At 38.4% G+C, this 16,258-nt stretch carries 10 protein-coding genes and 1 pseudogene; 3 read left to right on the top strand and 8 right to left on the bottom strand.

Annotated features, from left to right (window positions below; all coding sequences use genetic code 11):
• Nucleotide 1 precedes the first annotated feature (1 nt).
• Nucleotides 2-1,468, top strand: a complete 1,467-nt coding sequence (dgt, locus tag B2R65_RS02825; RefSeq protein ID WP_054982081.1) for a dGTPase — start codon at nt 2-4, stop codon at nt 1,466-1,468.
• 181 nt (nt 1,469-1,649) lie between these two features.
• Nucleotides 1,650-3,317, top strand: coding sequence for a cell surface protein (locus tag B2R65_RS02820; protein ID WP_286740869.1), 1,668 nt, complete (start codon nt 1,650-1,652; stop codon nt 3,315-3,317).
• Nucleotides 3,318-3,666: 349 nt separating this feature from the next.
• Here B2R65_RS02820 and B2R65_RS02815 read toward each other — a convergent pair whose 3' ends face one another.
• The 4 genes and pseudogenes from B2R65_RS02815 to B2R65_RS02800 form a co-directional block, all read right to left on the bottom strand.
• The gene (locus B2R65_RS02815) at nt 3,667-4,230 is read right to left on the bottom strand and encodes a hypothetical protein (RefSeq protein WP_064385816.1); all 564 of its coding nucleotides are present in this window, start codon (nt 4,228-4,230) and stop codon (nt 3,667-3,669) included.
• Nucleotides 4,231-4,765: 535 nt separating this feature from the next.
• Nucleotides 4,766-4,906, bottom strand: a pseudogene (locus tag B2R65_RS02810) (type II toxin-antitoxin system HipA family toxin); the annotation flags it as partial.
• Entirely contained in the window at nt 4,896-5,195 is a 300-nt protein-coding gene (locus tag B2R65_RS02805; RefSeq protein ID WP_004589614.1) for a helix-turn-helix domain-containing protein, read from the bottom strand. The pseudogene B2R65_RS02810 and the gene B2R65_RS02805, both read right to left, overlap by 11 nt.
• Before the next feature lie 346 nt (nt 5,196-5,541).
• Nucleotides 5,542-6,417 (bottom strand): nuclease-related domain-containing protein, encoded by an 876-nt coding sequence (locus B2R65_RS02800; protein WP_286740853.1) that lies wholly within the window; start codon nt 6,415-6,417, stop codon nt 5,542-5,544.
• A 616-nt stretch (nt 6,418-7,033) separates the two neighbouring features.
• On the opposite strand from B2R65_RS02800, the gene B2R65_RS02795 reads away from it, so the two are divergent.
• On the top strand, nt 7,034-10,186 hold the full coding sequence (locus tag B2R65_RS02795; protein WP_286740851.1) for a DEAD/DEAH box helicase: 3,153 nt from the start codon (nt 7,034-7,036) through the stop codon (nt 10,184-10,186).
• Between the two features lie 117 nt (nt 10,187-10,303).
• On the opposite strand, the gene B2R65_RS02790 is transcribed toward B2R65_RS02795, so the two are convergent.
• From B2R65_RS02790 to B2R65_RS02775, 4 genes are all read right to left on the bottom strand, one after another.
• Nucleotides 10,304-10,606, bottom strand: coding sequence for a hypothetical protein (locus tag B2R65_RS02790; RefSeq protein WP_182736617.1), 303 nt, complete (start codon nt 10,604-10,606; stop codon nt 10,304-10,306).
• Nucleotides 10,607-10,844: 238 nt separating this feature from the next.
• Nucleotides 10,845-13,394 carry a DEAD/DEAH box helicase gene (locus tag B2R65_RS02785; RefSeq protein WP_273609867.1) on the bottom strand — a complete coding sequence of 850 codons (2,550 nt, stop codon included), beginning with the start codon at nt 13,392-13,394 and terminating at the stop codon, nt 10,845-10,847.
• 1 nt (nt 13,395) lies between these two features.
• Nucleotides 13,396-14,961 (bottom strand): Hachiman antiphage defense system protein HamA, encoded by a 1,566-nt coding sequence (locus B2R65_RS02780; protein ID WP_286740848.1) that lies wholly within the window; start codon nt 14,959-14,961, stop codon nt 13,396-13,398.
• Complete coding sequence (locus B2R65_RS02775) at nt 14,951-16,048, bottom strand: ComEC/Rec2 family competence protein (protein ID WP_273609869.1); 1,098 nt, start codon at nt 16,046-16,048, stop codon at nt 14,951-14,953. Before B2R65_RS02775 ends, B2R65_RS02780 begins: the two co-directional genes overlap by 11 nt.
• Between the last annotated feature and the right edge of the window lie 210 nt (nt 16,049-16,258).

Here is a 16,258-nt window from a genome sequence, read left to right as displayed (position 1 = left end):
GATGACTATCGACTTTAGTAAAAAAATAACCCCAGCGCGCATGTATCGCACGACTGCAAATTTACAAATGGCGATGGAAAGCGATCGCGGTCGTATAATTAACAGTGCAGCTATTCGTAGGCTGCAGCAAAAAACTCAGGTTTTTCCGCTAGAGCGAAACGCTGCGGTGCGCTCGCGCTTAACTCACTCACTAGAAGTACAGCAAGTTGGCCGTTTTATAGTACAGCGCATTTTTGCAAATTTAAGCTTTGAGCAACAAACCGAATTTGGCTTAAAAGGGCTAGAACGCCCACTAGAGAGCCTAGTAGAAATGGCCTGCCTAATGCACGATATAGGCAACCCACCCTTTGGACACTTTGGCGAAGCTGCCATAAACCACTGGTTTAATAATAATTTAGCAAGTGTTACACCAGCGCGCTGCCAAGAGCAAAATACCGGCATAGGGGTTATTTTTAAGCACCTAGCGCACGATATTTGTAATTTTGAAGGCAACGCCCAAGGCATACGCATAATTCATTCGCTACTGGGGTTAAACTTAACTTATTGCCAAAGCGCGGGCATTTTAAAGTACACCCGCCCCGCGGGATTAAACTCAAAAGACATACCGCAAAATAAAAACTACTTAATGAAAAAAGTAGGTTACTACTACAGCGAAAAAACCTTTGTAGAGGCACTGCAAAACGAGCTGGTTATAGAGCCATACTGCCGCCATCCGGCAAGTTACATTATGGAAGCCGCCGACGATATTTCGTATTGCTTAGCCGACATAGAAGACGCCGTAGAAAAAGACATAATAACCACCGAGCTACTTTGTCAGCAGCTAAAAAGTGAATATAAAAAAGCCCTTATAAACCTAACCATTGACGACACCGAACACCTAAATTTTGTAGATAAAGCGGTAGATTACGCACTAGAGCGCGCCAACGCGCAGCCTTACAACTTTAATAGCGAATTTTTTATTTACCTACGCGTGGCCTTACTTCACCCGCTTGTAAACCACGCCGCTAAGCGTTTTATAGAGCACATTGAGCCTATTTACCACGGCGACTTTAACCAAGCACTATTAGAAGATAACAGCCACTTACATGCCGTTACTAAAACCCTTAAACAGGTGGCGCTTAAGCATGTGTTTTCTCACAAAGAGGTAGAAAAACTCGAACTACAAGGCTATCGCATAATTAACGGCCTGCTCGATTGTTATAAACCACTGCTACAACTTAACAGCGACGATTTTAAACGCGCATTAAGTGGCGACTCACGATTATTAATCGAATCGCGTTTGGTTAAAAAGCTCTCTAAAAAGCACTTAAATAGTTATCAGCACGCCATAGATGCCATGCAAGAAGAGCCCGACCACTTTGCCGCTTACGAGTTTTACTATCGTTGTAGGCTAATTCAAGATTACATAAGTGGCATGACCGACCAATTTGCCTACGACGAGTACCGCAGCCTAATGGTGATTGATTAACGAGGGCGTGCTGTTGGGTGGTTTTTACTTATTTCACTAGGTTACAAACCTCACGCCGCGATTTAATCGCCCTTAGATTGAACAAATTTTCAATCCACAAAGGTCAACACGCCCTTAGTGCCTAGATATATTTTAATTTTGCGCTTAAAATCAAACTATTGATACTTAAGCGCCGTGTTTTATGATTATTAGACTCTCTCAACTTATTTTTTGCTTTGCTTTATTTTATAGCAGCCAAAGTGCTGCCTATAACGAAGCCATGTGTATTTTAATTAAGCAAGAAATGCAGCAGTACAGTAATAATAAAGCCAGTGCCAAATACCGCAGCGCCGCACGCGATTTTAAAAGAAACTGTAATAAACCCAAGCAAGTACAAACAAAACCAGTAGAGCCGCCAGTTGTTGAACAAGAGCCACAACCACTTGCCCTTACCCCCGAGCAAGAACAACAACTGCTTGAGCAAATAACTGCGGCCGAAAAAGCTATAAAACAAAGCGCAAGCAAAGCCACTACAAGCACTCAGCCTACAAACCAAATAAGCCAGCAAAGCTCAGAAACTAACGAGCCAGAGACTGCGCCAATTGATACAGTAAAGGATGCGCCAAGCACACCTAAGGGTGAACTTGAGTCTAATAACAGCGAGTTAATACCTACAACTAGCCAAGCGCAGCCGGTGGCCACTGAAACAGCCCCAAAAGCAGCGCCTAAAATAGAGCCTAAAAAAGAGCAGCCAACGGTTAATACAACGCCCAAACCCGCACCTGTACTTATACCTGCGCCAGTTGCAGAGCCACCAAGTTCATTATTGTTACCAAGTTTGCTACTGCTTATTGTGGTATTAATTGGCGCCATGGTGGTTATACGTTTACGCCGCGTTAAACAAAATAAGCCCGAGCCGCCTGTTGCTCCAACGGCTACAGCCCCAAAAAATAACAACAAAAGCGCAGCGCAAGCAGCACCACCCAAAACGGCTCCAACCCCAAGTGATGAACTTTCAAAACCAGCTGTGCCATCAGTTTCGGCCCCGAGCGAGCCAGAGCCTGCAAGCTCTAATGCACCAATAAACGAGACAATTAACGAGCCTTTGCCTGCCAATACGCAAGCCACAGAGGCTGAGCCAGAACAAGCTAAACCAGAAGAAGATGCACCAGCACCTGAACCTAAAAAAGTAGCGCCAGAGCCAAACACCGCAGAGTTTGAAGCTGCCGCAAAAAATACATTAGCGCGTATTCAAAATGCAAAAGGCTTTGCAGAGCCCGAAGTAAGAGAGTTTAACCCAGACGCACCTTCGGTTAAGCGCACGCGTAAACACAAAGCCGCCGCGGTAGAACAGCCAAAAGCAGAGCCCGTTGAAGAAGTAAAACCGCAAGAGTCTACTCTTATAAACGAACCGGCTGCGCCTAGTAACCCTGTCACTGAGCCTAATACCAGCGCGCATCTGCATACAGCCGATAAAAACAGCGAGCTTGATCAAACCACGTTAAATAGCGAACACGACTTTAAAGAGCCCGAAATTCGCACCTACAATCCAGATGCGCCTTTAAAACCAAGTAAAGAGCCTGCACAATCTACAGTTACAGCAAAACCAAATAACGAACTCACGTTAGATGCGCCAATATCAACAGCTCACGAACCACAGCCAGCTCAAGAAAAGCCAGCGCAACCAGAGGCCGATAGTACGCCCAAGCAAAGTGATTCTAGCAACCCATTTGCAAACCTTTCGCTAGATGAAAGCTGGGACCCAAATTCAGATAAAAAGCCCGTGATTGAGGAAAAAAAGAAAGCGCCTAAATCACAAGCCTTAATAGAGGCAGAAGAGCGCGCTAAAAACATGCAAACAAAAGAATAGCCGAGCAAATAAGCTTGATATTATTGCTCTAAACAAATAATTTTTAACGCATCAAGTACCTGCTATTTAAAGATAAAATTGCTATTACTCAATTACCAGCACAAAAAAGCGGCCACAAGGCCGCTTTGTCGTTTAAAAATATAGAGTTGTATTAATGCGCTTAATTAAGAGAGCTATTTTAAGTATGGATTTAAGACTGAGAAAACGTTTTATTGCTACAAAAAATGCGTTGTTTAGTTGTTAAAACTAACTAGTTGTACATTGCTGTACTTTTAGCATCTTTGTATTTGTAACACAGCTAGCGCCAAGTTTGGCCTCTCAAAATAATTAACTATTATTACGCTTAGTATTATTCGGGGGGCATGTTTTTAATATTTAAATCGTATTGTAAAATACCATCGTTATTAACCGCCACACCCGCTAATTGCACAGAGTGATTAGCAAACTCTTCAGACGCCGATAAATGCGCTAACACGCCAGCTATATCCTCGTGTTTAGGTTGCCCGTCGGTTGCCACAATGCCTGCATTACAATCGTTTTGCTTACACTCAAAGCTGTATAAAAATAGCGACTTTTCAGCAAAGCTGCTTTGCACTTTATCTAAAAACACTTGCTCTGACTGTGCTAAATCAAGCGTACTTTGAATTTGAGCAGCGCTTTCTAGCTCAGAGTATTCACCCACTTCTTGGGGAGTAATCACTATTTGCTCGGTAAGTGCAGTGCCTTCTTTATTAGTTACATCGTGGCTACTTTGCATTGCTTGTATATCTACCACCAGAGGTTGAGCAGGCTGCACAGCCGTGGTGTTAGTTATTGAGTTGGGTAGATTATTTTGAGCCAAGGCGGTCAAATCGTTTTTAAACACGTACAAAGTTGCAGCAGTGATAGCGCATGCAATGAGTAATTTGTTCATAATACTTCCCTCCTTCAACCAATTTACGCAATACAATTAAGTGAAATGCTTTTTAAGTGTAGCCAATGTTAATATTATGTTTTGTTTGGGTGTGTACTGTCAACCTTTAATACTAGACAGTGCAAATTAAAAGAACAATTTTATCAATGTTAATATTTAACGAACCACTGGTAAGCTCAGCGCGCCACATTATAATGCTGGCAATAGCTCTACGCTCATTTTGCAACCAAGCAGCACGTTATTTATTTGTAACAAACTGTAAAAAGCAACTCTTTTTATGACCACACCTCAATCAAAAAGTTTGCGTTTATTGTTACTAAAACTTAAATAAAATTACCCATAGTAAATAACCGCATAATCAAAACAACACACAACAGCTTTAATTTGCTAAAAGATGCAAAGATTACATAAAGAAAGGCACTAACATGTAGGTGCGATTTTATATCGCGCTTGTAAACGTCGAGCTTGCTCGCGCTCTGTATTTTTAGTTCCCTATGTCGCGTTGGTGATGGCGTTGGCGTTGGCAACCAAGGGGCGCAAACGCATCAGAGCGCGCAAGGTAACTTTTACCATAATTAAACTCACCTCGGCCAGTTTGTGGATTTAACTTAAAAAAACCACAAATTATGGGGCTGTCTTCTAAACCGTCAATAAATACATAAGCTTCAGAAGTCATCGTTAATCACCTGAGTTTTATTGCTTTTACGCTGTCTTGCATTATAACCGCCCACATCTGCGGCTAGCTCGTTAATTTCATCCAGCAATGAGCCCTGCAATTGAAGAACAACAAGGGCTTCAAACAATATATCGCTTTTTACTACCTCTCCTTGTTCAAGCTTTTGTACCGTGGAGCGAGATACACCAATCATCTTAGCGAACGTGCTCTGGGTATAAAGTAAAGTACGATGCTGACGAATTAAATCACCCAAGCGACGCGCCAACTTTAATGCTTGTTCAGATCTCATAAATGACTACCTAATCGGTCATTAATAAACTAATGATTAGTTTAGCGGTATTTAATATGATTGCAATATTATTTAAATAGAGACGTAATGAGCTTCGAGGAGCGAACTTAAAGCGCCTAGTCCCTTTTGCGTTACCTCTTCAGCGCAGCGCTTCATAACCTCTTTGTGAATAAATCACTTAAAACCATATATGCACAAAGAGAAGTGAATGAGGGTAAATGAGAAGACAGTAAGCTATGGGTAACGAGCCGCGAGCAACGGGCTATAAATTCAGACTAACCCCTAGCGCCTTTAACCTATTCCCACCGTAGGCGTTAAGCTTGCTGACGCTAAAAAAGCTAGGCTTTTAAATTGCTTTACTTTCATGCAGTGAACGCTGAACTACTTGATAACAAATCGCACGTTGCTGCTCTTGGTTTAAATTTACTTGTCGCATCGAAAGAATCGTTTTCACTATTTGTTTATGCGAAACAATTGGAAAGAGTGGGCGCTGTTTTAATTCGACAAACCAACCAAGAAAGCACAAAACAGGGAAAACTTGAGTGTTAAAACCCGTTGCCTCTTGTAGCCATTTGTTCACCCAATTAGCCTGCTTTTGGGCTTGTTCTAGCGGCTTACTTTCAAACCATGAGGGAAATGCTAAATGATTATTCTCAAATTTAACTTTGTAATTTGTATCGTCTTTTATTCGTTCATGCCTGCCCTTTGTTTCAATAGCAAAAATACCATTTGGCCCTACCACTAGGTGATCAATATTAAACCCATCTGCTTGTATATCATGAAACACTTGGTACCCATGTGTCTGTAACTCTATAAGCTCCGAGGCAACGGCAAGCTCCGCATCTCGTCCAAGTTTAAGCTTTATCAAAAGGTTTGATTTAACCCAAAGCTTTCTTGCTACATAAACTAAACCCAATGCAATTAAAATAACCAAAAAGTAATTTAGCTCGCCGCTGGCTAATACTTCAGCAATCCCTTTAATGGCAAAAGGCATCGTAACGATTAAAGCAGATAAAAAAATAAGCCCTATTACATCAACAATCTTGTCATTTACTTGCTCACTAAGTGTTTGTGCAGCAACACGTTTAAGCTTTTTACGATCTACAGGTAGTTTTGCATTTTTTTGATGAAGCCATATTTTGAGAAACAAAACGCCTAATAAGGAATAAACACTACCTACAATAACTAAAAGGCTTAAACCTTGGTTTAATAAATCATCCATGATGGGTTCCTATAATCACAATGTTTACGTTATACCTTAAAAACAGGTACATGTCGCATTATTCAAACTCCGTACAATCTATTCAACAAATTTCACCTAAACACCTGTAGACGTAGAGCTTGCTCACGTTAGAAGCGTAGCTTCTCATTACTTAATAAATTAACACCGTAAAAGCCCTGCTTTTAAAACGCCAACAAGTTGCGCGTCTACAGGTTATATCAAAGTGTTCTGTTAAAACTCGGCGTAAGCGCGAAGCTTGCTCGCGCTAAAAGCAGAGCTTTTGAAATAATACAAACAGTTCATAAATATCGCGTTGGCGATGGCAACCAAAGAGAAGTAACCGCCGACTTCTCTTTGAAATCTCTCGGCGCCCCGAGGATCACACTATCTCCTCAATTTAAATTAATGATATGAACGTAAACGCGATGAAACACGTCCGTGTATAAGCATCACTTAACGCGCATCCATGCGCTGCTATTACTCATCACTAATTCAATTTCGGGTGTGATCACGGGGGAGTGGCCTAAGCATCAGCCTTCAATTCAATAATGAGTTAATGCTTGTTTACAATGCACTTTTAAGTAAACTAACTACTCGCAAACAGGGAGTGGTTTTAATGCAGCAAATTGGTATTTACGAGCAGTTGATTACACAAGTAATTGAGCAAAACTTAAATCGTGATCAATTTTATGTGGGCGAACGCCAACTAGAATCGGCAGAGGCCGCAACATGGCTTTCACGCTTTTTGGGCAAGCTTGTTGAGCATGCAATAAATGCCATTCCTAACTCTAACGAGCGTTTGCAAGAGCAAATTAGCCTCGCCAACAGCCTTGTACTTTGGCTTAAAGATCATATTCGCGATGATGAGCTGATCAACGAAAACCTGATCAACAGCCAAGGTCGAATACTTACCGCGCTGTTTAATACTCAAAACCCAATTGCAGCTAACCTTAAAGATTACTCAAGCGATATATTCCCACTTACAGGCCTCACACAAAGCGAATTATTTAGCGGTGCGAATGCGGGTATATCCCTCGAAACCGAGCTAAAGCGCGAGATTAAGTCGTCCGACACTATTTACTGGCTTGTATCATTTATAAAATGGACGGGGCTGCGCATATTTAAAAATGAGCTTGAAGCCTTTACCAAAAGCGGCAATAAACTCAAAGTAATTACTACTTCGTACATGGGTGCAACGGATGCAAGGGCGGTTGAATTTTTAGCAAACTTACCAAATACCGAGGTAAAGCTAAGTTACAACAATCAACAAGAGCGTTTACACGCGAAGTCATATTTGTTTATGCGTAATACAGGTTTTCATACTGGGTATATTGGCTCGTCTAATTTATCGCATTCGGCGCTTACTAGCGGCCTAGAGTGGAACTTAAAAATTACAGCGCAAGAAATACCACACATAATAGCCAAAACCAAAAGTACCTTTGAAACCTACTGGCAATCGCCAGATTTCGAGCTATTTACAGGCAAAGCTGAGTGTAAAGAAAAGCTCATTAATTCTCTTAAAGAGCAGCGTGGTGTTGGGCAATCAAGCAGCCAGTTTTATTTTGATATAACACCAAAAACACACCAGCTAGCTATTTTAGAAAAGCTAAGCGTTGAACGTAGCGTGCATAATCGTTTTAAAAACCTAGTGGTTGCTGCAACGGGCACAGGTAAAACAATAATATCGGCGTTCGATTTTAAAACCGTTTACGATAAAAACCCAAACGCACACTTTTTGTTTGTAGCCCACCGCGAAGAAATACTAAAACAAGCGCAAATCGCTTACCGTGGCGTGCTTAAAAATAATGACTTTGGTGAGTTGTGGGTAGGTAACTACAAACCACAACGCTACAACCAATTATTTGCATCAATCCAAACGTTGAACAGCCAAATTGAATCGCTTAATTTAACGCATGATTACTACGACTACATAGTGATAGACGAAGTACACCACGTAAGCGCAGCGAGTTATCGCGCTATATTAAATCACTTTGCGCCCACAATATTACTTGGCTTAACCGCTACACCAGAGCGACATGATGGCGCAAATATACTCGATGACTTTTGCGGTGTAATAGCCGCCGAAATTCGCTTACCAGAGGCAATAAACCAACGCCATTTATGCCCGTTTCAGTACTTTGGATTAGATGACGATACCGACCTAAGCCAAATAACATGGCGCGGCGGCCGTTACGATATAACCGAGCTAAGTAACCTTTATACAGGGGAAAACAGCCGCGCTAACAAAATTATATCCAGCCTCGCTGATATAGTGACTAATGTTCACAACATTAAAGCGTTGGCATTTTGTGTAAGCCAAAAACACGCAGAATTTATGGCTAAAAAGTTTAACTTAGCAGGCATAAACGCCGATGTACTGACCAGCAAAAACACTAATGAGCGCGCGACTAAACAGCAAGCACTACGCCTGGGTGAAATACAAATACTTTGCGTAGTTGATATTTTTAACGAAGGGGTCGATATTCCAGAGGTCGATACTCTACTATTTTTACGCCCGACTGAAAGCTTAACACTGTTTTTGCAGCAACTTGGTCGTGGCCTACGCCTGCCCGACAACAGCCAAAAGCAATGCTGTACGGTACTCGACTTTGTAGGCAATGCCCGCCCAGAATACGACTTTGCCAGTAAATTCCGCGCGCTAATTGGTAAAAGTAACCAACCAATAAAAACCGAGATTGAAAACAACTTCCCACATTTGCCGCTGGGTTGCCGTATTGAGCTACAAAAGCGCACACAACAAACAATATTAAAAAATATTCAGCAAGCAATAAACAATAAACGCCGTTTACAGCAGCTCATAAATAGCTATTCGCAACACACTAATGACGCGCTAACGCTAAGTAATTTTTTACGCATAAACCCACAAGTCACGCTTGAAGATATTTACAAACCTAAAGCCGGTAGACTCGGCGGCTGGCACTGGTTAAAAGGCGATGAAATACCCGCAGACCTAGCCGATATCTACACCGCGTTTTACCGCGCTATAAACACTCAATTACTCGGCTGCGACTCGCTTAGTTACTTATACTTTTTACGTGATTTATGTAATAACGACTTTAGCTTTACCCCAACAGCACAAAACCAACAGTACGCGCTTATGGCGCATTACAACTTTTGGGATAACACAGGCACGAGTTTAGGCTTTAAAACGCTTGAGCAAAGCTTACATGCACTTAAACATAAAGAGTTGCAGTACGAACTTGCACAAGTAATTAAGCTATTAATAAACCGTATTCACCAACAAGAAAGTGATTTAACGTGCTTACCTAATCATGCAATAAAATTACACAGCCGCTACACACGTCAACAAATACTCGCCGCGTTTGGGGCGCACTCGTTTGATAAAAAATCGACCGCCCGAGAAGGTGTTTTAGAATTTAAAAAACAAAACCTAGAGCTACTATTTGTAACACTCAACAAGTGTGAAAAAACCTACTCGCCCACCACGCTGTATCACGACTACGCAATCAGCCCCACTCTGTTTCATTGGCAAACGCAAAACAGCGCCCGCCCAGAACACGGCCGCGGCCTAAGTTATATTGAACACCAGCAAACAGGCAAAACCATCCTGTTATTTGTGCGCGAGCAAGGCAAAGACGAAAACGGCCGAACCATGGGGTTTGTAAACTATGGCGAGGTTAAATACCAAAGCCACAACGGCAGTCAGCCAATGAATATAACGTGGGAGTTAGCCAGTCCCATGCCAAGTGAAATGTGGCATGAGGCTGGGAAATTGGCAGTTGGGTGATGGATTTTAAGCTTGATCATCCTTAACTGCTATGTGCCGATAGCAGACTTTAGTAACCCTTCAATAAGCGACAGACACACTTTTCCGGGAGTCCGACTTCAGTGGTTGCTATATGTATCACAGCGACGACCAAATAAGTGAGCCTGCAAAAAATGTTATTCCAAGCACGATAGATAAATACACTGCCCAGCGAATAATTTCACTTAATTTTGCAGCTATAACACCTACTAAAACAGCAGAGCCAATAATTATGGAAAATCTCATTAATTTTAGGTCAATTTTTCCATCTGTAATATTTGCTACAACAAACCCAGTACACAATGCAGCAATGACAAATATCCATACTTTCCAATTTTCTGATTGATGCTCAGAGAGCTCTTCATCTGATAAATATGAATTTCCAACACGATGTCTAGCCATTAAATTCTCCTTTTCCATGTCAAAACAAATAACACTTTATTAGTGATACTCTAAAAGGTAGCATATCTTGCAAGGTTTCGAACTACCATAGTTCGCTTTTCAGTCTTTGCCGAAATTCTAAACCGTGCCTTGAGCAGGCATCGAACACTCTTAATGTGTGAAGTCAAGATTTGACCCTATCCGCTCCTTCATGCCAAGTGAAATGTGGCACGAGGCAGGGAAGTTAGCGGCTGGGTGATTATGAGATCATGGATATTTCATCGTATTCAATCGTGTTTATCTTAAATTCACTCAAAAGTTTTGGTTTATCAAAACCTATTAGCTCCTTACTTTTCCCGTCAATTATTAAGTGCTTTTTTAACTCTTTATCGTTAAATATTTTTAGTGCTGTATAACGAGATATACCTAAGTTTTGCATAGCAATCACTAAAGGGTGCTTACTGCCATACTCTAAAAACCCAGCCCAGTTCTGACCTGCTTTTTCCTCTCCTAAAAAAGTAATAAGAACTTTATGGTAGTGGTTAAAATATCTTTCAAAAGTATATCTTAGTTTTCTTTCAATATTATCGAGAAGATTATCAATAACATGATTAATATGCTCTTTACTACCATTGAATACTGGTTTCTTTTTTCCATAATCCATATACAACTCAACTTCATTGTCTTTATGATACTCAATGGCTTTTCCAATCATTTCACTTATTGATTTACCACTAATCCAGTTATTCATTAAAAAAGCATAAAAATTAATCTGAGCAGGTGTGATTTTTTCAGTGTTTTCCCAATTATATAGCTTGTGTAACTTCTTTAACGTGATTAAGCAACTATCGTAAGTAAAATCTGGTAATACATTTTGTAGAGGATCATTACTTACAAAGTCATATACCTTTCTTTGTATTTCGAAATTTAGCGATTTGTATGAGTTTATGATATCAAAAGAAATATCTCGGACTATTTCACTTCTATTTTTAGCTAAATCTAAAATCTCCTCTAAATGTTTTTCTATAAATTTTTTCAATATGAAACTATTTTCAAAGCTATTTGGAAAACGTAATGTATCAATACAAATAATATTAGCTAAATATTCGATTGTCTTACTAATATTTACATCGCCTTTTTTACTATTTTTTAAGGCTTCCTCTATCTCCAAGACACTTGATTTAGAGTTTAATTTAAGATCTATTGTCGGGGTTAATTTAATTTGTTTCGTTTTGAATATTACTTTTGAGTCCCAACTTTTTGCTTCTGAAGGTAAACAAAAAATATTCCCTGAAAGCTCTTTTCGATATCTCCCGGCGCGACCAGCCAAGTTCCAAAATGTTAAAGTTTTGTTTGCATTTCTTTTCTTATCTTTAGTTAACCTTATTTTATCTTCACAATTTATAAATATATTTTTTGTTGGCATATTAATACCTTCAATTAATGTAGGTGTACAAAAAATGAAATCAATATTGCCATTTCGGAACAGCTCTTCGATTATATTTCTCACGATAAGTGGCAACTGTCCATGGTGGTATGCAACACCTTTTTTAAGGCACTCAACCAAATAGTAAGATTTGTGTATATAAGATGATATTTTTTTTATTGCATCAGCAAGTGGTTCCGTTATTTTTTCTTTATTTATTCTTTCTGAAAATGAATAGGCATTAACAATTGATTTGTCTCGGCTAGAACAGTAGATCATATTAGAGTGTTGTTTATTTCCAATTTCAAAAATAAAATCATCAACACTTTGGACTTTATTCATAATTAATGAATCAATACTTAGTTCATCTTTATCTACGTAGCTTTTTATTATTTTATTATTTACATCTACAACATATAAGTTTTGTGCTACGGGAGATTCTTGAATTGATTTTGAATACTTAACATTCTTATTAAATAACTTAAGAAAAACTTCAGGATTAGTTATATTAGGTGATGAAAAATACACTTTTAAATCAGGATATTTTTTAATTGTTAAATCGATAGCGCTGTATTCTGTAATACTGCGCTCTGCATCTTCTCCATCCTCTGAAAGCTTGTGTGCCTCATCTACAAAAAGAAAACCAATATCTATATTTATTTTGCTATTATGAAGGTTTAATAATCGTTCCGGCGTTAATATAAATATATACCTTTTATTTATATCTTCGCTTCCATTTACATTTGCTACTACATGATAATTATTGCTCTTTAGTTTTTCACCGCACTCATTATTCAACTCAACTTGAAATTGAGAAATTAGTGCTCGACTAGGGACAATAATAACAAGGTTTGACTTTTCTTTAATAACTTCTGATTCGACAAACCTTTTAATTATAAATGACTTCCCTAAAGATGTAGGTCCAGAAAAGCTATAGCATGGTGCAATCTCCATCTCAGAATATATGCTAAATTGTGAATCAGTAAAATGGTATTTACCACAAGCAGTCGTATGTAGATATTTTTTGAAGTTGCTTTCCAAACGTCGCTCTGTGGGTAGGCAATTTGAGTCATAGTTCAAGGCAAATAAGCCCATTTTTGAATAGACTGATGCTGATATTACTTTGAATTTATCTTTGTCTGTAATAAAGGGATCCAACAAGCTTATTAAATGATAGGCTTTTGCTCGTGCAGAAGGTAATGCTGAATTAGCCAACAAATCGATAAACCTAATAAGATCATTTTCCTCTTTAGTTGTTAATTCGTATTCTTTTATTCCATCAAATATTAATATTGAATAGCAACGATGAGCCTTAACAAATAATTTTTTAAAGTAATTACTTTCAAGAACACTTTTAGCGAGTGAGTTACCTAAACGTTCCATTTTATAGCTCCTCTAAAAAAGATTGGCAAAACTCTTTAGTATCTGAAAATGGGACAACGTAACAGTTCAACTCAGCATCAACAACATTAAAAGCATCTAGCAATTTTTTAATATTAACCAAAACAGTTCTCATCGCCTCAATTACTTCACCTTGAAATAGTGAACTATATTCAATGTTATTTTTATATCGAATAGAGTCACTGCATTTAAAGTCAAAACCTATTAAAAGAGAAAAAGAGTTATTTAAATTATTAGGTTTATCATCCTCCTCTGGTAAAAGAATACTCTCTAATATAGATTGATCATTACTATCAAAAGTCAAATCGAATAGGTGATTACTAAGCAATGACCCTACTCCGTCTAAATTCGGTATTGCCTGAAGAAGCTCATTTAAACTATCGTATAAAGTCGACTGTAAGCACTTTCCCATTTTCGCTGCCGAGTAGACTAGCTCACAGGACTTAGTATCAATAAATTTAATATGGACACTTTGCATTGGTTTATTTTGGTCACTATTAAATGAATAAAGCTTTGGTGCGTTTAAGTGAGACTCTAAAAAACCCTGCAATAATAGTTCTGCCACCTTATGATCACTTTCCAAGGCTAAAAACAACTTATCACCTTCTTTAACGGCCTTTTTATTTTTGTTTTGTTCCTCATATTGTTTAATTATCTTCCTAGGTAGAGAGAATAACCTGATACATTCATTTAACCTTTCTTTAAGGTTTTCGTAATCACAATTTTTACCGTTTAGTTTAACTGTAAAGAGATTTAACTTTCTCTTTTCACCTAAAATCAGTCCATGTTCAAGTTTTGTAAAGCACTTTAAAAAGTCATTTTTAATTAAAGTACTTATTTCATTTACCTCGCTTTCAAAAGCCAGCAAAGGAAGGTTGGAAAGTTTAAGTAAGTCATTAACTGAATGGTCGATATATTCCCCAAAGGATGCACTAATATCACCAGTCTTAGTGTATATACCCACGAGCAAGTTTTTAGAGTCATGTTTTTTTATTAGCCCAGCCCCAGAGTTTGCAGATAAATTATCCTTTGCTGATTCCAAATTTGAAATAACATTCCCCTCTACTTGGAAATTGATACCAAGCCCTAGCCTCGACATATCTGAATAATGAATAGGCTGCGGCTCCTCATTTCCGGCAACATTTGGATAGCCACACGTGACAAATTTATCTTTACTATTTATATCATCAAGACTAGAAATTTTGATATTCGGTAAATTAACGACTGAAGGAATATCTTTATCTTTAAAAACTAAAAGAGCTAAATCTTTATTATTATGAGCCACAACCTTTTTAGGTTTTATTGTAAGGTTATCAGGGCCAACTCTACCTATTGAGATTTTTGTTACCTTAGCTGCATAAGAGTTTTTTAATTCACATGTATTACATTCTCTATTAATAACTTCACATTCATTAATGACTTTTGGGCAAATACTGTGTTTAGCTGTTAATATGTAGGCTGTTCCCTCATTAACATATATAGTTCCACTGCTGTTCTTATCACCGCAGTGAATAGTAACTGAGAGTTGCTCTGCAATATCAACATTCATAATTAAATACAATACCTTCTTCTTTTATTTTTGGATAATAAGTCTTTATGTTAGGGTTTTTGTAAAATATTTTTTCTATTTCACTATTTTTAATTACGAAATGAAAACTTGTTGCTTCAATGTCAAAGTGCTCTAAAACTCTAACTAAAGTCTCCTTATTCGGGTGGTAATGTTTTTTATTGCCATTGGCAGAAATTACGAAGTTTTGGCAATCGATCATTTCTAATAGAGAGTCATTTGTATTCTTTTTACTACCATGATGAGAGATCTTTAAAGCATCAACTACAACCTTGTTGCTTTCTGAAAAATTTAGTTTTTTCAGGTTTTCGACAACTACATCAGGGTGTGAGTCGGATAAGAAGAGCCATTTAAAATCACTGAACTCAGCAAGAATAGCAATACTTGCACCATTAACCGGACTAGCATCTTGTTCAAAATGCACCAAGCGCCGCCTTAGCTCCGAAAAACTTAGCTCGTAATCACATTTTTCCTTGCCAGACGACTTTACTGCACCCGTTTTTTTTAAAGGTTGTGATGGCCAATAATTGTTTAGTGCTTCAAGCTTCGCTAGGGAAGGTGATAGGACCGTTATTTTTAACCCACTTATATCTAATATGGTCTTATCCGTAATAACTTTTTCATCCCATTTCGGACTAAGCTGCAAAATAGAATATAAATCGTTATCTTGTTGCCGAGAAGACTTAACAGCCCCTTTGTTATTTTTAACTACAGAGTATTTCTGTGTATGTTCATAATTATGACCTAATAACTTTGCTATCGACCTTTCAGAGTTAAACCAATATTGTTCAACATACTGCTCTAGTTCCTCGTCAGCAATTAGGTTTAATATACCTTTAATATGGTCATCATCACTGTGAGTAACTATAACAAGATCGAACTTCCCACGATTACCAGAGTCAATTATTTTCAAAAGTTGTTTTTTTTGTTTTTTAAAATCAAGAGCTGTCCGATTCCCACCATCAATTAAAATATTATGATAATTAAATTTTTCGTCTTGAAATTGTATAACAAAGCAATCGCCTTGGCCCGCAGGTAAAAAGTGTACTGAGCAATTTTTTTTCGGCATCTTAAGGTCTCTTTTTCATAAATCATGGTTTGCTCTCATAGAGAGATATCAGCTAAATGATTTACTCTCAATAAATTTTATTTGGTGAAGTAACTCGATACCTGAGCCATAAACACCAACCTACCAACATACTCCAATTCCCCGTGATCACACCTGAAACTTAGTTAATGATGAGTAATTTACAGCATGGATGCTGTACAAAGCGTAGCT

Origin of the sequence: Pseudoalteromonas sp. UBA2102, from assembly GCF_002331165.1 — a bacterium.
In the GTDB taxonomy this organism is placed as follows: Bacteria; Pseudomonadota; Gammaproteobacteria; order Enterobacterales; family Alteromonadaceae; genus Pseudoalteromonas; species Pseudoalteromonas atlantica.
The sequence above is the reverse complement of the archived record's forward strand: the minus strand, read 5'-3'. Positions and strand labels throughout refer to the sequence as shown.

Excerpts from the sequence above, each read along its gene's own strand:
- dgt (WP_054982081.1), top strand. The coding sequence starts at position 2 with ATGACTATCGACTTTAGTAAAAAAATAACCCCAGCGCGCATGTATCGC.
- B2R65_RS02820 (WP_286740869.1), top strand. The coding sequence starts at position 1,650 with ATGATTATTAGACTCTCTCAACTTATTTTTTGCTTTGCTTTATTTTAT.
- B2R65_RS02815 (WP_064385816.1), bottom strand. The coding sequence starts at position 4,230 with ATGAACAAATTACTCATTGCATGCGCTATCACTGCTGCAACTTTGTAC.
- B2R65_RS02805 (WP_004589614.1), bottom strand. The coding sequence starts at position 5,195 with ATGAGATCTGAACAAGCATTAAAGTTGGCGCGTCGCTTGGGTGATTTA.
- B2R65_RS02800 (WP_286740853.1), bottom strand. The coding sequence starts at position 6,417 with ATGGATGATTTATTAAACCAAGGTTTAAGCCTTTTAGTTATTGTAGGT.
- B2R65_RS02795 (WP_286740851.1), top strand. The coding sequence starts at position 7,034 with ATGCAGCAAATTGGTATTTACGAGCAGTTGATTACACAAGTAATTGAG.
- B2R65_RS02790 (WP_182736617.1), bottom strand. The coding sequence starts at position 10,606 with ATGGCTAGACATCGTGTTGGAAATTCATATTTATCAGATGAAGAGCTC.
- B2R65_RS02785 (WP_273609867.1), bottom strand. The coding sequence starts at position 13,394 with ATGGAACGTTTAGGTAACTCACTCGCTAAAAGTGTTCTTGAAAGTAAT.
- B2R65_RS02780 (WP_286740848.1), bottom strand. The coding sequence starts at position 14,961 with ATGAATGTTGATATTGCAGAGCAACTCTCAGTTACTATTCACTGCGGT.
- B2R65_RS02775 (WP_273609869.1), bottom strand. The coding sequence starts at position 16,048 with ATGCCGAAAAAAAATTGCTCAGTACACTTTTTACCTGCGGGCCAAGGC.